This window comes from Sphingomonas sp. UYAg733, assembly GCF_054057355.1.
Map to the genome: position 1 here is coordinate 101,568 of NZ_JBSRZE010000004.1, position 21,977 is coordinate 123,544.

General features: G+C 63.5%; 18 protein-coding genes. 12 read left to right on the top strand and 6 right to left on the bottom strand.

Annotation, left to right across the window (positions count from 1 at the left end):
• The first annotated feature begins 69 nt into the window (after positions 1–69).
• Positions 70–603 (top strand): DUF805 domain-containing protein, encoded by a 534-nt coding sequence (locus tag ACVWZA_RS09550; RefSeq protein ID WP_457310965.1) that lies wholly within the window; start codon positions 70–72, stop codon positions 601–603.
• Positions 604–646: 43 nt separating this feature from the next.
• On the top strand, positions 647–1,126 hold the full coding sequence (locus tag ACVWZA_RS09555) for a pyridoxamine 5'-phosphate oxidase family protein (protein ID WP_457310966.1): 480 nt from the start codon (positions 647–649) through the stop codon (positions 1,124–1,126).
• Positions 1,127–1,226: 100 nt separating this feature from the next.
• Here the strand turns inward: ACVWZA_RS09555 and ACVWZA_RS09560 are convergent, their stop codons facing one another.
• Positions 1,227–2,459 carry a polyhydroxyalkanoate depolymerase gene (locus ACVWZA_RS09560; RefSeq protein ID WP_457310967.1) on the bottom strand — a complete coding sequence of 411 codons (1,233 nt, stop codon included), beginning with the start codon at positions 2,457–2,459 and terminating at the stop codon, positions 1,227–1,229.
• Positions 2,460–2,618: 159 nt separating this feature from the next.
• Here ACVWZA_RS09560 and ACVWZA_RS09565 point away from each other — a divergent pair, with 159 nt between their 5' ends.
• The gene (locus ACVWZA_RS09565; RefSeq protein ID WP_457310968.1) at positions 2,619–4,433 is read left to right on the top strand and encodes an ABC transporter transmembrane domain-containing protein; all 1,815 of its coding nucleotides are present in this window, start codon (positions 2,619–2,621) and stop codon (positions 4,431–4,433) included.
• A gap of 118 nt (positions 4,434–4,551) precedes the next feature.
• On the top strand, positions 4,552–5,712 hold the full coding sequence (locus ACVWZA_RS09570) for a saccharopine dehydrogenase family protein (RefSeq protein ID WP_457310969.1): 1,161 nt from the start codon (positions 4,552–4,554) through the stop codon (positions 5,710–5,712).
• A gap of 130 nt (positions 5,713–5,842) precedes the next feature.
• On the opposite strand, the gene ACVWZA_RS09575 is transcribed toward ACVWZA_RS09570, so the two are convergent.
• Entirely contained in the window at positions 5,843–6,550 is a 708-nt protein-coding gene (locus ACVWZA_RS09575) for an IS5 family transposase (protein ID WP_457310970.1), read from the bottom strand.
• Positions 6,551–6,754: 204 nt separating this feature from the next.
• On the opposite strand from ACVWZA_RS09575, the gene ACVWZA_RS09580 reads away from it, so the two are divergent.
• The 7 genes from ACVWZA_RS09580 (at position 6,755) to ACVWZA_RS09610 (ending at position 17,840) form a co-directional block, all read left to right on the top strand.
• Positions 6,755–7,975, top strand: coding sequence for an acyl-CoA dehydrogenase family protein (locus ACVWZA_RS09580; protein ID WP_457310971.1), 1,221 nt, complete (start codon positions 6,755–6,757; stop codon positions 7,973–7,975).
• Positions 7,976–8,109: 134 nt separating this feature from the next.
• Positions 8,110–9,177, top strand: a complete 1,068-nt coding sequence (locus ACVWZA_RS09585; RefSeq protein ID WP_457310972.1) for an acyl-CoA dehydrogenase family protein — start codon at positions 8,110–8,112, stop codon at positions 9,175–9,177.
• A 218-nt stretch (positions 9,178–9,395) separates the two neighbouring features.
• Positions 9,396–12,221, top strand: coding sequence for a TonB-dependent receptor (locus tag ACVWZA_RS09590; protein WP_457310973.1), 2,826 nt, complete (start codon positions 9,396–9,398; stop codon positions 12,219–12,221).
• Between the two features lie 100 nt (positions 12,222–12,321).
• A complete protein-coding gene (locus ACVWZA_RS09595) occupies positions 12,322–13,629 on the top strand; it encodes a spinster family MFS transporter (protein ID WP_457310974.1) in 1,308 nt (435 codons plus the stop codon).
• 47 nt (positions 13,630–13,676) lie between these two features.
• Complete coding sequence (locus ACVWZA_RS09600) at positions 13,677–15,986, top strand: ribonuclease R family protein (RefSeq protein ID WP_457310975.1); 2,310 nt, start codon at positions 13,677–13,679, stop codon at positions 15,984–15,986.
• Positions 15,987–15,988: 2 nt separating this feature from the next.
• Positions 15,989–16,285, top strand: a complete 297-nt coding sequence (locus ACVWZA_RS09605; protein ID WP_457310976.1) for a hypothetical protein — start codon at positions 15,989–15,991, stop codon at positions 16,283–16,285.
• Positions 16,286–16,604: 319 nt separating this feature from the next.
• Positions 16,605–17,840 carry an MFS transporter gene (locus ACVWZA_RS09610; RefSeq protein WP_457310977.1) on the top strand — a complete coding sequence of 412 codons (1,236 nt, stop codon included), beginning with the start codon at positions 16,605–16,607 and terminating at the stop codon, positions 17,838–17,840.
• Between the two features lie 36 nt (positions 17,841–17,876).
• Here the strand turns inward: ACVWZA_RS09610 and ACVWZA_RS09615 are convergent, their stop codons facing one another.
• On the bottom strand, positions 17,877–18,248 hold the full coding sequence (locus ACVWZA_RS09615; protein WP_457310978.1) for a nuclear transport factor 2 family protein: 372 nt from the start codon (positions 18,246–18,248) through the stop codon (positions 17,877–17,879).
• A 30-nt stretch (positions 18,249–18,278) separates the two neighbouring features.
• Positions 18,279–19,700 carry a M20/M25/M40 family metallo-hydrolase gene (locus ACVWZA_RS09620; protein ID WP_457310979.1) on the bottom strand — a complete coding sequence of 474 codons (1,422 nt, stop codon included), beginning with the start codon at positions 19,698–19,700 and terminating at the stop codon, positions 18,279–18,281.
• Between the two features lie 191 nt (positions 19,701–19,891).
• Here ACVWZA_RS09620 and ACVWZA_RS09625 point away from each other — a divergent pair, with 191 nt between their 5' ends.
• A complete protein-coding gene (locus ACVWZA_RS09625) occupies positions 19,892–20,173 on the top strand; it encodes a putative quinol monooxygenase (protein ID WP_457310980.1) in 282 nt (93 codons plus the stop codon).
• A gap of 333 nt (positions 20,174–20,506) precedes the next feature.
• Here ACVWZA_RS09625 and ACVWZA_RS09630 read toward each other — a convergent pair whose 3' ends face one another.
• Together ACVWZA_RS09630 and ACVWZA_RS09635 are read right to left on the bottom strand one after the other, a co-directional pair.
• Complete coding sequence (locus ACVWZA_RS09630) at positions 20,507–21,304, bottom strand: SDR family NAD(P)-dependent oxidoreductase (protein WP_457310981.1); 798 nt, start codon at positions 21,302–21,304, stop codon at positions 20,507–20,509.
• A gap of 11 nt (positions 21,305–21,315) precedes the next feature.
• Positions 21,316–21,930, bottom strand: coding sequence for a glutathione S-transferase family protein (locus ACVWZA_RS09635; protein WP_457310982.1), 615 nt, complete (start codon positions 21,928–21,930; stop codon positions 21,316–21,318).
• Positions 21,931–21,977 lie beyond the last annotated feature (47 nt).

Consider the following 21,977-nt stretch of genomic DNA (forward strand, 5'->3'; position numbering starts at 1 on the left):
AAGTTGCGTGATGAAGAAAACGCAGGATGCGATTGACGCATTAATCCGACGAGGGCGCCCTCTTCCGCGATGAGCAACAGGCTTTCCTTCCGACTTGCATTTCGGACATTCACCGACGCCTTCAAGTTCGATGGCCGGTCAACCCGAACGCAAGTTGTCGCGTTCCAACTCCTCACGATGCTGGCAAATGTCCTGACAGTCACGACAGACGGCCCGTCGCCGGTATCGAGATTTTTGTCGTCGGCGAGCATTATATGGTCGGTCGTTTGGGGATTTCCCTGGATAGCCCTGTTCGTCCGGCGACTTCACGATCAGGATCGCTCCGGGTGGTGGGCGATGACTTACGGCATCGCTGCAATACCTATCGCTGCCATCTTGGCGCTGCCTGTCGGCGAGGGTGGCCCAACCATCCGCTTCGGTACCTTCGCGCGAACAGTGGCGTGGACGCCTTGGACGATTACCCTCTCCGTGGTCTTCGTGGGCGCCATCCTTGTTCCCCTGATCCTGTTATTCCTTCCTGAAACTCCAGGCGACAATCGCTTCGGACCTGATCCCCGGCCCAAACCTTATATCGATGAATTAGGGTTGCCTGCGGAAACCTGAGCATCAAGAAGCGTTGTGTCCTCGATACTTAGAGGAGCTCATCATGACCGACACCGCAGCAATCAAGCAGACCCTATGGGACAAGATGTCCGACAGCCCGTTCCTGATGATTGGCCTGACCGACAGTGGCGAGCATAGCGAACCGCTGACCGCGCAGCTCGACAAGGATCAGGTCGACACGTTGTACTTCTTCGTCGGCAAGGACAATCGCCTGATCAACGGCGGCGCCGCGATGGCGCAGTTCGTGTCCAAGGGGCATGATTTCTTCGCCTGCCTGTCAGGCAGCGTGCGCCACGACAATGATTTCGCGATGATCGAAAAGCTCTGGTCGAAACCGGTCGAAGCCTGGTTCCAGGGCGGCAAGGACGACCCCAATCTCGCGCTGATCCGTTTCGACATCGACAGCGCAGAGCTGTGGGAAAGCGACCTGTCGCTCGCCGGCAAGGTCAAGATGCTGTTCGGTGGCAAGATCGACAAAAGCGAGGAAGGCAGCCACGCCAAGGTCGAGACGACCGCGGCCTGACCTCACATTCCCTCGTTATCCCGAGTCACTATCGTCATCCCAGCGAGGGCTGGGGTGACGGTTGAGGGGCGCGTTCGGAAACCGATATGCGCACCGGGACTCAGCCGTTCTTCTTCATCCACTCTTCCAGCACGGGCGCGATCTTGGTGCGCCATTTGCTGCCGTTGAAAATGCCGTAATGCCCCGCACCCTCGGCCATCATGTATTTCTTCTTCGAAGCGGGCAGCTTGGTCGCGATAGTCAGCGCGGCCTTGGTCTGACCGATTCCTGAAATATCGTCGCGTTCACCCTCGATCGCGAGAATGCCAATATCGGTGATCGACGCCGGATCGACCTTGCGGCCGCGATGCGTCATCGTGCCGTTGGGCAGCGCATGCGCCTGGAACACGACATCGATCGTCTGCAGGTAGAATTCAGCGGTCATGTCGCAAACCGAGCGATATTCCTCGTAGAAATCCTTGGTCGAATCCGCACCCTCTTCATCGCCCTGGACGAGATGTTTAAACATCTCCCAATGCGACATCATGTGATTGCCGAGGTTCATCGTCATGAAGCCGGCAAGCTGCAGGAAACCGGGATAAACGCGACGGCCGGCGCCGGGATAGGTCGCCGGGATAGTCGCGATGACATTCTGTTCGAACCAAGAATAGGGCCGCTCGGTGGCCAGCGTGTTGACTGCGGTTGGCGCTTCGCGGGTGTCGATCGGGCCGCCCATCATGGTCAGCGTCTTGGGACGATAGGGGTGCTTGTCCGCGCTCATCAGGCAGGCGGCGGCATAGCAGGGCACCGATGGCTGGCAGACCGCGAGCATGTGTGCGGGCTTTCCGTCGGTCGATTTGCCAATGACTTCAAGGAATTCGACCAGATAGTCGATATAATCGTCGAGGTCGAACTTGCCGTCCGACAGCGGCACCAGCTTCGCGTCGCGCCAGTCGGTGATATACACATCGGCGACCGGCAGCATGCGCTCGACCGTACCGCGCAGCAGCGTGGCATAATGACCGGACATCGGCGCGACGATGAGCAATTTGGGCTGGCCCTCGACGCCTTCGCGTACGAAGCGCTTCAACTGGCCGAACGGCTTACGCAGCACGACTTCCTCGACCACCGGCACGTTGCGCCCGTCGATCGCAATGTGGTCGAGCCCGAAGGCCGGCTTGCCGCGCGGCGCCGAGGCGTGCGCGAACACCTCCAGCGCGGAGCCTATGATCGGACCACCGCCGAAATAGGCGAATGGATTGGCCGGATTCGACAGCATTCCGGCGCTGAAATCAGCGAACGCGCTGGCGCCCGCCAGCATCGACCGCTGCATTTCATAGGCATTGTAAAGCATGGGCGCCCTTATAATCTGAAAACGGTTACTTCGACATACCGACATAGTGGTGCAGTGCAGCACAAGCAATCAATACCCAAACGGTAACCCCAAAACGATCATCCCCAACGATAAGTATCGCCCGTTGAGAGACTGCCCTCGTCCTGCTAGGCGCTGGCGATGGCTGAAACTCCGCAGATCGCTCCCGCGATCCCCGCTCCTGCCGCCGCGTCGGGCGACCCCGTCACCAAGCGCCGGCTGGGCGACCTGGCCATGGTGTGGCACCATGCATCGCGCTATCCGCGCCAGATCGCTATTGCCGGTTTTGCACTGATCACCACCTCTGCGGCGACGATCGCGATTCCCTATGGTTTCAAGCGGGTGATCGATCGCGGTTTCGGCGTGGGCCAGACCGATGCGGTCGCCTCGTCCTTCCATTATCTGTTGATGATCGTCGTCGTGCTCGCGCTCGCGACCGCGCTGCGTTTCTATTACGTTTCCTGGCTCGGCGAGCGAGTGGTCGCCGATATCCGCACTTCGGTCCAACGCCATCTGCTCACGCTGACGCCGCGTTTCTTCGAGGAGAATCGCCCGTCGGAGATCGCTTCGCGCCTGACCTCCGACACGACGCTGATCGAACAGGTGGTCGGCACGACCGTGTCGGTCGCACTGCGCAACAGCTTCACCGGCATCGGCGGCCTGATCTATCTCTTCGCCATCTCGCCCAAGCTCGCCGGTATGCTCATGCTTGGCATCCCGGCGATCATCCTGCCGATGACCTTGCTCGGCCGTCGCGTGCGCAATCAGTCGCGCGCGTCGCAGGACCGCGTCGCCGATGTCGGATCGATTGCGACCGAAACGCTCGGCGCGATGAAGATCGTCCAGGCGTTCGGCCAGGAAAGTCGCGAGGCGACGCGCTTCTCCGACGCGGTCGCGGCAACTTTTGCAGCGGCACGTCGGCGCATCGCCACCCGCGCGGTGATGACCGCGATCGTCATCTGCATGATCTTCGGCTCGATCACCCTGGTACTGTGGGAGGGCGCGGTCGATGTCGCGGCGGGCCGGATCAGCGGCGGGTCGATCGCCGCATTCGTGCTGACCGGCGGAATTGTCGCCGGCGCATTCGGTGCGCTGACCGAGGTTTATGGCGACCTTCTGCGTGGCGCGGGCGCCGCCGGTCGGCTCGGCGAGCTCCTCAATGAGCGGCCCGAGATCGCGCCGCCGGCCAATCCGACGTCGCTGCCCTTGCCGGAACGCGGCGCGATCGAGTTCGATCATGTCCGGTTCCATTATCCGACTCGTCGCGAAGTGTCGGCACTGTCCGATTTCTCGCTCGCCATCGCGCCGGGCGAGACCGTCGCGGTGGTCGGACCGTCTGGTGCGGGCAAGACGACCCTGTTCCAGCTGATTCAGCGTTTCTACGATCCCGATGCGGGCGAGATTCGCATGGACGGCGTGCCCCTGCCCCAGGCCGATCCGGCCGAAATCCGCCGCCGCATCGCGATGGTGCCGCAGGAAACGGTGATCTTCGGCGCGTCGGCGCGAGACAATTTGCGCTATGGCAAATGGGAAGCAGGCGACGACGAGCTCTGGGCCGCCGCCGAGGCCGCCAATGCCGCCGAATTCCTGCGCAAGCTTCCCGATGGGCTGAACACCTTCATGGGCGAAGGCGGTGCACGCCTGTCTGGCGGCCAGCGCCAGCGCATCGCGATCGCCCGCGCGCTGCTGCGCGACGCGCCGATCCTGCTGCTCGACGAGGCGACCAGCGCGCTCGACGCGGAGAGCGAACGCCTCGTCCAGGATGCACTTGAGCGGCTGATGGCGCAGCGCACCACTTTGGTCATCGCGCACCGCCTCGCCACCGTGCGAGCGGCGAAGCGGATCATCGTGATGAACGACGGACAGATCGTCGAGAGCGGCACGCATGGCGGCCTCATCGGGCAGAACGGCCTCTATGCCCGGCTGGCGAGTTTGCAGTTCAGCGAGGCCGCCTGATCCCCAACGAATAACGTCATGCCGGGCTTGTTCCGGCATCCACCGTGCCGCAAGATGCGGCATCGCCATTGGAGCGGTGGACCCCGGCACCGGGGTGACGAACCTGGGGAGAGCCGACATGGCCCGCGACTTCGACATCATCGTGTATGGCGCCACCGGTTTCACCGGCCGCCTGGTCGCCGAATATCTCGTCCAGACGGGGACGCCGCGCTGGGCGATGGCCGGGCGTTCGCTGACCAAGCTGCAGGAAGTGCGCGATGAGATCGGCGCGCCTGCCGATACGCCGCTGATCACCGCCAATTCGGACGATCCCGCCACGCTGAAGACGATGTGCGAGCGAACCCAAGTCGTGCTGACCACCGTTGGCCCGTATCAGCTTTACGGCAATGACCTCGTCGCCGCCTGTGCGGAAACCGGCACCGCCTATGTCGACCTGTGCGGCGAGCCGGCCTGGATGCGCCACATGATCGATGCGCATCATGAAACCGCCCAGCGCACCGGCGCGCGGATCGTGTTCAGTTGCGGGTTCGATTCGATCCCATTCGACCTCGGCGTGCTGACGCTGCAGGAGACGGCAAAGGCCAAATACGGCAAGCCGGCGCCACGCGTGAAATGCCGGGTGCGCAAGATGCAGGGCGGCTTTTCCGGTGGCACCGCGGCCAGCCTCAAGGCGACGCTCGCCGCTGCGGCCAGGGATCCGTCGATCCTCGGCCTGTTGATCAACCCGTTCGCGCTCGCTCCGGGCTTTAACGGGCCGAGCCAGCCCAAGGGCTTGCTGCCCGAATATGATCGCACGATCGAGGCCTGGGTCGCGCCGTTCATCATGGCGCCGATCAATACCAAGAATGTCCATCGCACCAATTTCCTGCTCGATCAGAGCTATGGCGCCGACTTCGTCTATGACGAGATGCTCGTCGCGCCGGGCTTGGGCGACATGGGCAAGGCGGCGGCGGAAGCGATCGCCAAGATCAATCCGCTGGCCAGCGACAAGGGGCCAAAGCCAGGCGAAGGCCCTTCAAAGGAAGAACGCGAGAGCGGCTTTTACGATGTGCTGTTCGTCGGCGAGATGCCTGACGGGACGCGGATCGACGCGGTGGTCACCGGCGACCGCGACCCCGGTTACGGATCGACCAGCAAGATGATCGCCGAGGCTGCGTTGTGCCTGGTTCATGACGTGCAGAGTGCGGGCGGCGGCATCTGGACGCCCGGCGCGCTGATGGGCGATGCGTTGCGCAAGCGGCTGATGGATAATGCGGGGCTGACTTTTACGGCGGGGTGAACGGTTCCGAAGCGAGCCAGTTTATGCCCCTCCCGTTATGGATTCCTCTGCAAAACAGGTCGGGCTCGTTATTTTGCCGGATTGGGGTGTGATGCTGGCAGCGTTTGGGGGAGATTTTGCCGATGATTGATCAGCGGCGGCTGATTGTGGGTATCAGGCAGCGCCCAGATGACGGCACGTCGTAGGTAGATGGCGGCGAAGGCGAAGAAGTCGGCTTTGTTGCGTTCGAGCGAGTGGCATCTGGTTCGGGCGTGCGCGCCGGGGTGAAGCGGGCGCGGCGGATCAACCCTGAGCCTTGATCGACGCCGATATGGAAGCGATAGCCGAAATAGCTCTTGCCGTTCTTCCGGGTCCAATCCGCACCGGGCTCGCGCGGATGGGCGCCGCCGGGGCCGACTTCGGCGCCCGGTGGGTTATGCGTTGCCCTGACGATCGTCGCATCCATCAGCGTGCCCTTCCTGAGGATCAGACCACGCGCATCGAGTTGCCGGGTCATCTCCTCGAAGCACTTCTCCAGAACGCCCGCCTTGGCCATCGCCGCCCGGAACCGGCAGATCGTCGTCTCGTCAGGCGTGCCGCCATCCAGCGCGAAACCGCAGAACCGCCGAAACGACAAGCGATCCAGCAACGACTCCTCAAGCCCCGGATCCGACAGATCATACAAGGCCTGAAGGTATAGCGCCTTCAGCATCGACAACGCCGCATAAGGTGGTCGCCCCGTCTCTGCCGACCGCAGCACCGCCAGAAACGGCACCAGACGCTGCCACTCGACCAGATTGTCCAGGCGCTCAAGCTTCGCGTTCGTCCCCAGCCGCGGATCAACCAGCGCTTCCGCCAATCACATCTGATCACCCATCGCCAACTCTCCTGTCAGCAACACTGAATCACACCCCCCAAACACGCCACTCCTTTGCAGAGGAATCCACAGGGGGAGAGGGGTTTTAGCGCTTTACATCCCCAGCCTCCCTTTCACTGTTCGCTGATCTGTGCCACTAACCTTACCATACCCGATATTCAGATTCGGTCCCGAAGGAGAGGATTTATGGCTACCGCCGCCGAACTCGACGTTTCCGTTAACCCGCTCGACGCCTTCCGCGCCGACGTGCGCGAGTGGCTTGCAGCACACTTCCCGACCGCGCTGAAGGGCAAGGACAATGCCATGTCGGCGATCGACGGGCCGACTGATCTGTCGGCCGACGAAGCCGCCTGGAAAAAGGCGATGGGCGACAAGGGCTGGGGTGTGCCCACCTGGCCGGCGCAATATGGCGGGGGCGGCCTCGACCGCGCGCAGGCGCGCGTGCTGCAGGAGGAGATGGGCCGGGTCGGCGCGTGGAACCCGATCGGCGGCATGGGTGTGATGATGTTCGGCCCGACCCTGCTCGAATATGGCAATGAAGCGCAGAAGAGCGAGCATATCCCGGCAATCGCCCAGGGCGAGGTGCGCTGGTGCCAGGGCTATTCGGAGCCGGGTGCCGGATCCGATCTGGCATCGCTCCAGATGTTCGCCGAAGATAAGGGCGACCATTACGTCGTCAACGGTCAGAAGACCTGGACCTCGGGCGGGCAATGGGCGGAAAAATGCTTCGCGCTGGTGCGCACCGATAAATCGAAAAAGCATGAAGGGATCAGCTTCCTGCTGATCGACATGACCAGCCCGGGCGTCGAGGTGAAGCCGATCCGGCTGATCTCCGGGTCGTCGCCCTTTTGCGAGACCTTCTTCACCGATGTGAAAGTGCCCAAGGAAAATTTGGTGGGGCAGGAGGGCGAAGGCTGGACGATCGGCAAGCGCCTGCTTCAGCACGAGCGGCAAAATCTGTCGGGCGGTGGTTCGGCGGCGGGCCGCATGTTCGCCGGCAAGCCGGTCAGCGCACTGGCCAGGGAATATCGCGGCACCGACGATCAGGGCCGAGTCAATGACGGCGACCTGCGCATGCGCATCGTGCGCCATGAAATGGACAGCCGCGCCTTCATGCTCACGCTGCGTCGCGCCGCGCTGGAATCGAAATCGAACCAGGGGCCGTCGGCGGCGACATCGATCATGAAGAATGTCGGCGCGCGCATCACTCAGGACCGTGCCGAATTATCGATCGAGATCATGGGCATGAACGGCCTGGGCTGGGAAGGCGAAGGTTTTACCGAGGAGGAGTTGACCCAGACCCGCACCTGGCTGTGGGGCAAGGCGGTGTCGATCTATGGCGGATCGAGCGAAATCCAGAACAATGTCATCGCCAAACGCATCCTGGGCATGCTGGATCATCAGTGACTTACGCCCTCTCCCCTCCGGGGAGAGGGCAGGCGAGCGAAGCGACCCCGGGAGAGGGGCAGTGCGGAGAGGGCGGTGGGACACGCTGCCCCTCTCCCCCGCCCTCTTCCCCGGAGGCGAGAGGGAGTTAAGAAATGGCCGTACTCAACGACGAACAGACGATGTTGCGCGACATGGCGCGCGAATGGGCGGACAATGAAGCGCCGACCACCGCCTTTCGCAAGATGCGCAACGCCGCGCCGGCGCAAGGTTATGACGCGGATGCCTGGGCCGCGATGGGCCAGATGGGCTGGGCCGGCGTGATCGTCCCCGAAGAGTTTGGCGGGTCTGCGTTCGGTTACCTCTCGCTTGGGCTGGTGCTCGAACAGCTTGGCCGTAACCTGGCCGCGTCACCGCTCGCCGCGACCGCCGCGGCGTCGAGCGCGATTGCGCTCGGCGACAATGAAGCGGTCAAGGCCGAATGGTTGTCGAAGATCGCCGTTGGCGAAATGGTAGCGACGCTCGCGATCGACGAAGGCCCGGTGCACGACCCGGCAAAGATCGCAACGACCGTCGTCGACGGCAAGCTGACCGGCACCAAGCAATTCGTCGCGGAAGGGGACAGCGCGCAGCTGTTCGTGGTCGCCGCGACCGACGGCCTCTATCTCGTATCGGGCGATGCCGGTGTATCGCGATCGGCGCGGCACATGGCGGATTCGCGCAGCCACGCGCAGGTGACATTCGATGGCGCCAAAGCGGAGAAGCTCGGCGGCACCGACCTGACCAGCAAAACGGTCGATCGTGCGACCGCCGCGCTCTGTGCGGAGATGCTCGGCATGGCGGAACAAGCCTTTGCCGTGACCAACGATTATCTCAAAGTCCGCGTCCAGTTCGGCCAGCAGCTGTCGACCTTTCAGGCGCTGCAGCATCGAATGGCCAAGATGTTCACCGAACTCGAACTGGCGCGCTCGGCGGTCGAGGGAGCGCTCGAGGCGATCGACGCCGGCCGTTCCGATGTCGATCAGGCGGCCAGCCTAGCCAAGGCGATCATGGGCGATACGCTCCATCTGGTCAGCCGCGAGATGGTTCAGCTGCACGGCGGCATCGGCATGACCGACGAACATGATGCAGGCCTTTATCTCAAGCGCGCCTATGTGCTCGAAACCATGTGGGGCAATGCGGCGTATCACCGCGAACGCTTCGCGCGGTTGAACGGTTATTGACGGAACCCCGCGCGCGCGCCGACCCGAACGGGCATCTTGACGGTTTCGAATAGTCGTTCTGCCCGATCCGGCTGTTTTGGCAGGTATGACTTTTTGGCAACATACGGAAACCAAGAGGTGTTGTGGTTCGGGTTCCGCTTGACGTAACGGAACTCCATCTATCTATTCGAGTATGGGGTACGGAACCGATCAGCGTTCCGACCCAACGGGAGATAGAGATGCTCAAGAAGCAATATATGTCGGCGTGCGCCTTCACCGTTCTCGCAATGGGTCTGGCGACGCCGGCATCTGCGCAAACCGCCGATGCCGCCGCACCCCCATCCACCGCCGCCCAGGAAGCCGATCGGGCCGATAGCGCGACCGACGATATCGTCGTGACCGCGCAAGGGCGTGCCCAGGCGCTGGCCGATGTGCCGGTCGCCATCTCCGCCGTCACCGCCGAGTCGTTGCAGAATTCCGGCGCCAATGATATTCGCCAGCTCAACCAGCTGGCACCGTCGCTGCTGGTTTCCTCGACCGGGTCGGAGGCGAACGGTTCGCCGCGTATCCGTGGTATCGGCACGGTTGGTGACAATCCCGGCCTCGAAAGTTCGGTCGTGGTGTTCATCGACGGCGTCTATCGCTCGCGGTCGGGCATCGGGCTCAACGAACTCGGCGAGATCGAGCGCATCGAAGTGCTGCGCGGGCCGCAGGGCACACTCGGTGGCCGCAACTCCTCGGCTGGCCTGATCAGCATAATCAGCAAGAAGCCATCCTTCACCTTCGGTGCGAATGCCGAGGCGACTTATGGCAATTACGATTTCATCCGCCTCGCCGGCGGCGTGACCGGGCCCGTCTCGGAACAGATCGCGGTGCGGCTCGACGGCGTGTATGTGAAGCGCGACGGCTTCTATCGCGACGCGACGAACGGAACGGACGTGAACAATCGCGACCGGTATTTCGTTCGCGGCCAGATTCTGTTTGAGCCGTCTTCGGACCTGAGCTTTCGCCTGATCGGCGATTTCAGCCGCCGGACCGAAGCATGCTGCGCGGCGACCTATGTCGATCGCAGCGTCAATCCTTTTATCGGCAACCTCAACAACCCGGCGACGCCGCTGACCACCGGCCTTCCAGGCGGCAACAACATCGTCAACGTGCTGCGCGATCTCGGACAGAATCTCGGTGCGCTCAATCAGGGATATTCGCGCAACATCTCGGTTTCGCCAGGGCGCACCTACGAGGGTAGGACGCAGGACTATGGCATTTCGGGCCAGCTTGACTGGGATCTTGGTGGCGTCAACCTGACCTCGATCACCGCCTATCGCGACTATTACAGCCAGCAGGGGACGGATACCGACTATGGCACGGTCGACATCCTCTATAACGCGAACGACGGGAACAACCGCCGCGCGTTCAAGACGTTCACGCAGGAAGTCCGGTTGCAGGGGAGCGCCTTCGACGACAAGCTCGACTGGCTGATCGGCGGCTTCTATTCGGACGAGAAATTCCGCGGCAAGAGCAATTTGCGCTTCGGCAGCCAATATGGCCGCTTCGCGACGTGCCGCATCATCTCCGGCGGCGGCCTTGCCGGACTGTATTCGCCGACCAGCCCGGGTTGTGTCGCCCCCGGCGTGGGGCCGGCGACACTGGCCGCAGTGGGTGGCGCCGATGTCGCGGCGGGCTTCCTGACGCTCGATGGCATCAACAACCGCGGGTCGACGGTTGACCGCTACAACCAGAACAGCCGCAGTTTTGCGGCATTCACGCACAACATCATCCACCTCACCAGCAAAGTCGATCTGACGCTCGGGCTACGCTACACCGATGAGCGCAAGCGCTTCTCGGCGACGTTCGGCAACGACAATGTTGGTTGTACCACGCTGCAATCGACGCTCACCGACGATCTGGTCAGCGCCAGCGCGACGACGCGTGCGCTTGCCGCGGGGCTGATCGGCCTGGGTTGCCAGGGCAATTCGAGCGCCGAGTTGAACGGCGTCAGCATCAGCGACAAGCGCCATGAAGATGAATTCACCGGCACGGCGATCCTGTCGTGGAAGCCGATCGACGATCTGTTGCTCTACGGCAGCTATTCGCGCGGCTATAAGGCCGGCGGTTTCAACTTCGACCGCTCCGCGCTCAAGTCGCCGATCGTCGCACCGACGGCGACATCGCCCCTCCCGACGACAACTTTCGCGGCGGTTGGCGGTGCTCAGGCACTGGTCGGCAATCTGCAGTTCGAGCCGGAAAAGGTCACCGCCTACGAAATCGGCGCGAAATATTCGACCGGACCGTTCAGCCTGTCGCTCGCGGTCTTCCGTCAGGAATTCAAGAGCTTCCAGTTGAACACCTTCGACGGCGCCGTCTTCATCGTGCAGAACGTCAATGGCTGCAACGCCAATCTCGGCGGTGCCGATCGCGATCAAAGCACCTATACCGGCGCGCCCAACTACAATGCGGCAGCCGCCTCGTCGGGTCGGTGCGCAGCCGGCGATGTCGGTTATGGCGTCCTGTCGCAGGGTGTCGAGATGGAAGCGTCGCTGGTCCCGGCGCGAAACTTCCGCGTTTCGGCCGGCCTGACTTATGCCAAGACCAAGTATCGCGACAATCTGGTCGGCAATAACTCCGGCGCTCCGCTCAATCAGGCGCTCCGCAAACTCCCCGGCGACAATCTGTCGAACGCGCCCGAGCTGGTCGTGACCGGCTCGGCCGCCTGGACGCCGGAACTTGGCAGCAGCGGACTTTCGGCCCTGTTCTACGTCGATACGCGCATGTCGAGCGATTATAATACAGGCTCCGACCTCTTCCCGCAAAAGGAGCAGGACGGCTTTGCCCTGGTCAACGCACGTGTCGGTATCCGCGGGCCCAACGAGCATTGGGCGATCGAAATCTGGGGGCAGAATATCTTCAAGCAGGATTATGCCCAGGTCGCGTTCAACTCGCCGTTCCAGCAGGGCGGGACCAGCGCCGCTTTCCAGGATCCGCAGTATCCGGGTGGCCGCCAGCTCCTGTCGCAGTTCCTCGCCGAGCCGCGCACTTATGGCGTGACGCTGCGCGGCAAGTTCTGACAGCAACAATAAATAACCGGGTAAGCCCGGGAAAAGAGTGACGGATTGCCCTCCGCCCGGCATCACCGGCGGGGGGCTTTTTTTGGTGACAGGTACGCCCATGACTCTGGCCGTAAGCCATCCCGAAATCGACCAAACGCTGGCGATGCGTCGCCGTACCCTGACCCTCGGCCTGCTGACGCTGACTTATTTCTTCAGCTATATGGATCGGCAAATCCTCGCCATCCTGGTCGAACTGATCAAGGCCGACCTGCATTTGTCAGACACGCAGATGGGCATGCTCGGCGGGTTGGCCTTCGCGGTCTTCTATGCCGGCCTCGGCATTCCGGTCGCTCGGCTGGCCGACCGCTCCAATCGACGCAACATCATCGCCGTATCGCTCGCCCTGTGGAGTGCGATGACTGCCATGTGCGGCCTGGCGCAGAATTTCATGCAATTGCTGGCAGCGCGGATCGGCGTCGGCGTGGGAGAAGCGGGGTCGAGCCCGCCGAGCCACTCGATCATCGCCGATCTCTATCCGGTCGAAAAGCGCGCCAGCGCGATGGCGATCTATTCGCTCGGCGTCGTGCTCGGTGGCGGGTTCGGCACGATGATCGGCGGCTGGCTGGCGAGCCAATATGGCTGGCGAATCGCGATCATCGCGATTGGTATTCCGGGCATCTTGCTCGCCGTGCTGGTCCGCCTTTTCGTGGTCGAACCAAAGCGCGGCCTGTCGGACGCTTCGCAAGTTGCCGATACCAGCCAGATGCCGAGCGTGTGGTCGGTCTTTGCCGATATGTGGCGTAATGGCGCGGCGCGGCATCTGGTGCTGGCAGTGACGCTGACCTCGCTAATCGGTTACGCGACGACTTATTGGGGCCCGAGCTACCTGCAGCGATCGCTCGGTTTCTCGGTCGGGCAGGTCGCGCTGATCGTCGCGCCCATCGCCGCGGTCGTCGGCACAGTGTCGGGCGTCGGCGGTGGCCGTGTCGCCGACTGGGCTGCGAAGCGCTGGGGCATTCATGCGCAGAGCTGGATGATCGGCTTGCTCAAATGCGCAGCGTTGCCATTCACCATCCTGTTCTTCACCACCGATATCCCGGCGGTCGCGATCACCGCTTATGTGTTCAACATGCTTTTCGCCAATAGCTATCTCGGCCCGACCTTCGCCATGCTGCAGGGCTTGGCGCCTTTGCGGATGCGGGCGATGTGGGCGGCGATCACGCTGCTGGTCATCAATCTGGTCGGGCTCGGACTTGGGCCAACGATGATTGGCGTGTTGAGCGATGCCCTGGTCCCGCTGGTCGGCAAGGAAGAATCGCTGCGCTGGGCGCTCGTCGCTGCAGTGTCGGCGACGCCCTGGGCGATCTTCCATTATTGGCGCGGCGGCGTAATGCTCAAGCGGCAGCAACTAGCGGCGGCGGCGTAGCACGGCACACTCTTTCAGGGCGGGCGGAAGCAGGGTATCGCCGTTGCATGCCCAAACCAGCCCCCGGCCTGCCCACACGCGAGCAGATCCTCGATTTCATCGCCACTTCAGACACGCCCGCGGGCAAGCGCGAGATCGCCAAGGCGTTCGGCCTGACCGCGCAGCAGAAGATCACGCTCAAGGCGGTGCTCAAGGACATGGCCGATGAGGGCCTGATCGACAGCGCACCGGGTCGCGCTTTCCACAAGATGGGCGGCGTGCCCAAGGTGACGGTGCTGCGCATCGTCGATGCGGATGACGGTGGAAACGTGTGGGCGGTGCCGGAGAATTGGCAGGCCGACACGCCCGCGCCGCGCCTGCGCGTGCGCGAACGCAAGCATGGCGCGCTTGCCATAGGCGATCGCATGCTCGCGCGTACCGAGGAAGCAGGCAATGGCTGGATCGCGCATCCGATGAAGGCGCTCGCCAAGGGCGATGAACTGATCCTCGGCGTGTTGCGACAGGAAGGCGGCAAGCTCTGGCTGCAGGGCGTAGAGAAGAAGGAGCGGCGCGAATTCCAGGTGTCTGACGCGGGCGAGGGCAAGCCCGGCGATCTGGTGCTGGCGGAGAAAGCCGGTCGCCCGCCGCGCATCACCGCGCGCGTGACCGAAGTGCTCGGTGATCCCTTCGCACCGCGCAGCTTCTCGATGATCGCGATCCACAAGCTGGGCATCCCGACGGTGTTCACACCCGAGACGATCGAGGAAGCCGAACGCGTCGCGAAGACGCCGCTCGGCGAGGGACGCGAGGATCTGCGCCATATCCCGATCGTCGCGATCGACCCGGCCGATGCGCGCGACCATGACGATGCGGTGTGGGCTGCACCCGATGACGACGCAAAGAATGAGGGCGGGTGGAAGGCGATCGTCGCGATCGCCGATGTCAGCTTCTATGTCCGGCCCGGTTCCGACCTCGACCGGGAAGCGCGGCGGCGGGGCAATTCGGTCTATTTCCCCGACCGCGTCGTGCCGATGCTGCCGGAAGTCCTTTCGGCCGATGTCTGTTCGTTGAAGGAAGGCGCGGATCGTGCCGCCCTGGTCTGCCACTTGCAGGTGTCGAAGACGGGCGAGTTGAAATCATGGCGCTTCACCCGCGCACTGGTGCGGATCGCGGCGAACATCGCTTATGAGGACGCGCAAGCGGCGATCGATTCATCCTCTTCCCTTTTCCCGCTTACGGGAGGGCCCGAGGGTGGGCTCGCGCTCACCACCGGCGCGGCGTTGGAGGAAAGCGCGAGCCCGCCAACCCCTCCCGCAGGCGGGAGGGGAGAAATACTCGCTGCCCTTATCCCGCTCTGGGACTGCTGGCGTGCGCTCTACGCCGCACGTGAGAAGCGCAGCCCGCTCGATCTCGATCTACCCGAACGCCGCGTGATGCTCGACGAAAAGGGGCGGATCATGTCGGTCGCGCCGCGCGAGCGGCTCGACGCGCACAAGCTGATCGAGGATTATATGATCGCCGCGAACGTTGCGGCGGCCAAGGCGCTGGAGGCGAAGAAGGCGCCGGTAATGTACCGCGTCCATGAAGAGCCGAGCCGCGACAAGCTGATCGCGCTCAAGGATTATCTCAAGGCCTTCGGCGTCGAATTCGCGCTTGGCCAGGTGGTGCGCCCGGCGACCTTCAACCATATCCTCGACAAGGTCGGCGAGGTCGATTTCCGCCAGCAAGTCATGGAACAAGTGCTGCGGACCCAGACCCAGGCCTATTACGCCCCCGCCAATCATGGCCATTTCGGGTTGGCGCTGGGCAGCTATGCGCACTTCACCTCGCCGATCCGGCGTTATGCCGATCTGATCGTCCACCGTTCACTGGTCAGCGCATACAAGCTCGGCGACGGCGGCCTGACAGAGGGCGAAGCGGCGGGCATGGAGCGGATCGGCGAAGGCATTTCCGCGCTCGAACGTCGCGCGATGGAGGCGGAGCGCGATACGATCGACCGTTATGTCGCCGCCTTCCTCTCCGAAAAGGTCGGCGAAGTGCTGGAGGCGCGCATCACCGGCGTGACCAATTTCGGTTTCTTCGCGACGGTCGAGGGCATTGGCGGGGACGGGCTGATGCCCGTGCGCGATATCGGCGGCGAATATTTCCGCTTCGACGAGGCTGCGCGAAAACTGGTCGGCGACCAGACCGGCACCGAATATGCCAGCGGCCAGCGCCTGCCGCTCCGTCTTGCGGAAGCAAATCCCGTATCGGGCGCGCTGCGCTTCGAAATGGTCGACGGCAGGGGTGCCCGGGCAGAGCGCGACGAGCGGCCGGGCAGGGTGATCAAGCGGCGCGGCCGGCCGGCGAACATCCGCCATCAGGGGCGTAAGCGTTAGCCATGGCGGAGCGGCAACGCGGGGTGCGGGTGCGCGGACGGACGGCGGCGATATTCCTCGCCCGCCACGCAATCTCGCCCGGAGATGCGATCGATCATGCACCCGAAGAGCGTGATCGCCCGGCTTTCGACCGGCTGCGCGCGAAGGGCATCGTTCGCGAGGTCGGGCCCGGCCGTTACTGGTTCGATATCCCGGCCGCTTTCCACGATGCCGAGGCGCTGAGCCGCCGCATGGTGCCGATCGTCATCATCGCCGCGCTTGCGGTTTCGGGCATCGCGATGCTCTTCTATCGCGGTTGAGATCGTTCTTCTCCCCTCCCCTTATAGGAGGAGTGAATGAGTGCTGCGGGGTCGAAATGCCTCCGAGGCATTTCTCAATCATACCGGGGGCATGATTGTCCCTGCAGCGCTCATTCACTGGGGGAGGGTGCGATCGCGAAGCTATCGCTCCGCCGCCCCTCCCCAACCCCTCCCGTTATGGATTCCCCTGCAAAACAGGTCCGGCTCGTTATTTTGCCGGATTGGGGTGAAGGGGAGAGGCGATAGAGTCGCCAAGGCCGGCAATCCATACTTTGTGACCATCGCACCCGCCGCTAGAAGCGCCTTCGGGGAGCAAGCCATGCGATTCGAACACCGTGCCGTACCGATCGTCCTGGCGGCAGTGCTGGTCGATACGATCGGCTTCGGCATCATCATGCCGGTCTTTCCCGAACTGATCACGCGCCTTGGCCATGTCGACCTGGAGCAAGCGACCCGCATCGCCGGCTATATGCTGGTAGTGTTCGCCTTCACGCAATTCTTCGCCGGGCCGGTGCTGGGCAATCTCAGCGACCGGTTTGGACGGCGGGTCGTGCTGATCGCGTCGATGCTCGCCTTTGCCGCCGATTATGCGCTGATGGCGGTCGCGCCGACGCTCGCCTGGCTGTTCCTCGGTCGCGCCATCGCGGGGATCGCGGGGGCGGTCTATGGCCCGGCCAGTTCGGTGCTGGCCGATGTCACGCCACCCGAAAAGCGCGCGGGGGTATTCGGCTTTATCGGCGCCGCATTCGGTGTCGGTTTCATCATCGGTCCGGCGATCGGCGGGCTACTCGCCGATTTCGGGCCGCGCGCGCCGTTCGTGGCTGCGGCGGTACTCGCCTTGCTCAACGCGGTCGCAATGATCGTCGCCATGCCCGAGACGCTCGCGCCGGAGAACCGCCGCCCCTTCCACCTGCGCGACGCGCATATCGTCGGCGCGTTCCGCCCGCTGTTCGCCGCCGGCAACGCCGCACCGTTGCTGCTCGCCTGGTTCTTCTGGCAGCTCGCGCACATGGTTTATCCCGCGACCTGGGCATTCTGGGCAGCGATCCGCTTCGGCTGGAGCCCCGCCGAGATCGGCTGGAGCCTCGCCTTTGTCGGGCTGATCAGCGTGATTTTCCAGGGAGCCCTGTCGGGCAGGATCATCGCGCGCATCGGCGAACGCCGCGCGCTGGTGGTGGGGCTGGGCAGCGGCGGCCTGACCTTCCTGATCTTCGCCTTCATCACCGCCAGCTGGCAGGCCTATGCCCTGTTCCTGCTCAGCGCACTGTCGGGCCTGGTCTTCCCGGCGATGAACGGGCTACTCTCGCGCATGGTCGATCCGACGCGCCAGGGCTCGCTGCAGGGCGGGATCGGCAGCATGGGCAGCGTGTCGCAGATCCTCGGGCCGTTATTGCTGACCCAAGCGCTGGCAACCGGTGTGGATCATGGTTTTCCCGGTGCGGCGTTTCTGGCCGCCGGCGTGCTCGCGTTGACCGCGCTCGGCACGATCATCTGGAAAGTGCTCGGCCGCGTGCGGCCATCAGCGGAGCCGGTCACGGCGCCGGCTGACGCCTGAGCTTCCGGCGCGATAGTCGGATTTCTCCCCTTCCGATCAAGCCCCCGCCGGGTTCTCCGCGCCGATCGGATAGGCGCCGTGCCCGCTCCTCACCTTCTCGCCGTCGAAAATCAGTACCTCGCTCACCGACACACCTCTCTGGTTGCGATACTGGATCACGATCGTGCCGACGCCGGCAAAGACCTGCTCGACCGTGAAATGCAGGTCGGGAATGCGCCGCAATCCTTCCGACCAATAGGCGCGCAGCGCTTGCTTGCCGCGCACTTGGCCGCGCGTTTCAGGGAGGATCGTAGCCGCAATCGGCGAGGTGAATAGTACGTCGTCGTGAAAATGACCCAAGACGCGCTCGAGGTCATGCGCGTTCCAGGCGTTGCACCACGCTGCTGCAAAACTCCAAGGATCCGTCACTCTTGCCTCCCACCGATAATAAGCCGGCCCCTATTGCGTATAAGCCTTCACCAGCCGGTACATGAACGCCCGGCCATCCATCAGTGACTTGACCCTGATCCGCTCGTTGAGACCATGCACGCCCTGCCCGTCCGGGTCGGCGAACAGGCCCGACACGCCATAAGTCGGGATGCCGGCGGCATTGGTGTGACGGCCATCGGTCGCGCCGGTCGCGAGACGCGGTATCACCGGCACGCCCGGCCACATGTCCTTCGAGATCGCCTCGATCGGCCCCATGATCTGCGGTGTCAGCGGTGGCGCGGGTGATCCGGCATGAGGCGGGTCGGCAAAGCTGACCTTGAGCTTGTCGCCGCCAAGCTCGGCCAGTTTGGCGAGGATCATGTCAGCGCCCTCGCCCGGAATGATGCGGCAATTGACGTTCGCGGTCACCGATTGCGGCTGCGCGTTGGTCGCATGACCGCCGGAGATCATCGTCGGGATGCAGGTAGTGCGCAGCGTCGCGTTCCAGCTTGGGTTCGCGGCCGAGACGGCGGCATAATCCGCCTCGCTCGCCTTGCCCGTACCGACCGCCGCCATCGCCTTGGTCTGGGCGGGATAGAGCGGTGCGGACGCGCCGAAAAACGCCTTGGCTGCGGGTGTCAGGTCGATCGGGAAATCAAAGGCGTTCACCCGCGCGAGCGCCTCCGCCATCCAGCCGATCGCATTGAAATGGGGCGCCTGGCGCGAGCTGTGGCCGCCCGGCGCGGTCGCGGCGAAGGTGAAATCCTGATAGACTTTCTCACCCGCCTGGACGCCATTGCTGACCGGATTGCCGGCTTCGTCGAGCGACCCGCCGCCGCCTTCGTTCAGCGCCCATCCGGCGGACAGCGCGTCGCGCCTGTTCTTGAGCAGATATTCGACGCCGTTCAACGCCTTTTCGGTCTCCTCGCCACAGGTCAGCGCAAGCTTGATCGTACGTTTCGGCTTGTAGCCCTCCTGCCGGAAACGGATCAGCGCGTCGGTGAAGGAAGCGGCCATCGCCTTGTCGTCCGACGTGCCACGCCCGTAGAAATAGCCTTTCTCCTCGACCAAGACGAACGGATCGCGTGTCCAGTCGGCGCGCTTCGCGGCGACCACGTCGATATGGGCAAGCAGCAACAGCGCGGGCAACTTCGCGTTGCTGCCGCGCAGGATGGCGGAGAGATTGCCTTCCTTGGGATGCGCCGGATCGACGATCACGGTCACATCTTCGGCTGGGTAACCGGCGGCCTTGAGGCGCGCGCCCATGCGTTCGGCCGCAAGCGTGCAACTGCCCTCGGGCCAGCTCGAATCCGTTTCGACCAGTTCCTTGTACAATGCGCGGAACGCGGGTTCACCGGCGCGGGGATCGGAGGTCGCAGCCTGTGTCGGCATCGCACTGGTGGCGAGCAATGCGGCGAGCGTGATCGATGCGTACGGGCTGCGGGCCTTCATGCGGGGTGGTCCTTTAGGGCTGGAATGCGCTGCGGCGCGGTGAGTCTGTCAGCGCTGTCGTCAGTCTGGCGAAGAGGCTCGATTCCGGCAAGCCGCGATCGTCAAATATTGCTCCCGCATACTGAGGCTGTTGCTTAGTTATAAAAGATAACTATTATGAGCAATGCCATATCGAACCATGGGAGAGGATCATGATCATCATCGCCGGCTACACGCGCACACCTGCCGACGCCCGGGACGCCGCCGTCGCGGCACATGCCCCAATGATGGCGCGCGCGCGGATGCATAAAGGCTGCCTGGATATCGCGATCAGCGCCGATGCGCTCGACCCGGAGCGGATCAATGTCTTCGAACGCTGGGAGGACCAGGCAGCGCTCGACGCGTGGCGCAAAGTCGCCAATCCGCCCGACATTGCGCGGCGCGAAACCCATGTCAGCCTGTTCCGCACCGACAAGGCGGAAAGCCCGTTCTGAACCCTTCGGGTCCGGATGGCACCACTCCCGCGGCGCCGGTGCCCGGCAAATTGCTGAAGCAGCATAAGTATCTAATATATAAACACATTATGATCATCTCGCTGAACTACGGTGAAAAGGAGATACGTTACATATGGGTGTAACATATCTCCCTGCACCTCATTGCCGGCAACGATTCAACCTGGGCCCGCGATCGAGCATATCGTCCCTGCCGGACCTATATCTGGTCAGCTTTTTCTCAGTGTCGAAAACAGCCTTGCTAGCGCGTCATCAGCGTGGTGGCGTCGCCTGCCCATCTCGCCTGCGGGAGAAGGGCAAGCCTATGGGCCAGCGCTAAATCTCCTTCCCCGGACGGCGCGACAGGCCGACATCGAGATGCGCGCCCGCGTCGAGCAACATCGTCTCGCCGGTGATCACCCGGCTTGCGGGGTCGAGCAGCATGACGATCGGCCCGGCGATATCGTCGGGTCCGGGCGCCATCGCCATTGGCGTCTTCGATGCGATGGTCGCATTGAGCGCGGCGAAACCGGCCTCGCCCATACGCTTTTCGAACCAGCCGGTGCCGACATAACCCGGCGCGACCGCGTTGATCCGGATCGCCGGAGCGAGCGAACGGGCAAGGCTTTTCGTCATCGTCGCCAGTGCGCCCTTGGAGGCGGCATAAGCGACCGAGGATCCGTTGCCGAAGACCCCGGCGACCGACGCGACATTGACCACCGCGCTATGCGGTCCCCGCTTCATCGCTTCGGCGCAAGCGCGGATCATCTGGAACGGCGCGATGGTATTGAGCCGGTAGACGTCGATGAAATCCTCCGCCGACAGCGCATCGAGATCCTCATGGTTGGCGAACTTGGTACGCCCGGCATTGTTGACCAGGAAATCGATCCGTCCGAACGCCTCGATCGCCGCTGCGGCGAGCGCGCGGCAAGCGGCATCTTCGACGATATCGCCTTGCGCCGCGATGGCGCCCTCCCCGACTTCAACCGCCAGCATTTCGGCATCGTCGCGGCTCGAGGCATAGTTGATCACGCAGTGCACACCGCGCGCGGCGAGCCGGCGCACCACTGCGGCGCCGATCCCGGTGCCACCGCCGGTGACGATAGCGACCGAGCCCTTCATGCTGTCACCCATGCCCCCACTCTTCATGCCTGCGCACTCGGACGCGTCGAGGCGCGGTTATGCCATGCCCGCAGCGCGACCAGATCGTCTGGCATCGCGATACCGACGAACCCCGCGAAGTCGATCGTGGTCAGCAGCACGATATCGGCGATCGAATAGCTTTTGCCATCGAGCCACTCGCGATCGGCAAGCGCGCGGTCGAATTCGGCCATCGCGGCCAGCACGCGCGGCCGCTGGCTCTCGCCATATTCGGTATATTGCGGCTTCACGACGCGGGCGGTGAACGGATGGGTGTGCGCCCATACCATGCCCAGCGGCACCATCAGGCGCATCTCGACCCGGCGCGTCCACATATCGACCTCGGCCACGCTGCTCGGCCCGCCGCCGAACATCGGCGGTTCGGCATGCATCGCTTCGAAGAAACGGCAGATCGACACGCTCTCGGTCAGCACGGTTCCATCATCGAGCTTCAGCGCGGGGATCTGGCCGAGCGGATTGACCGCGAGATACGAGTCGGCGCGATGCTCGCCCTTGACGATCGAAAGGATCTCGGTCGGCACGCTCAGCCCTTTTTCGGCGAGATAAATGCGCACCCGGCGCGGATTGGGGGCCGGATTGACCGCATCGTAGAAGAGCATGTTTCCCTCACCTGTGATTCTTTGTCGGATTTGTTTTTCGAACCGGG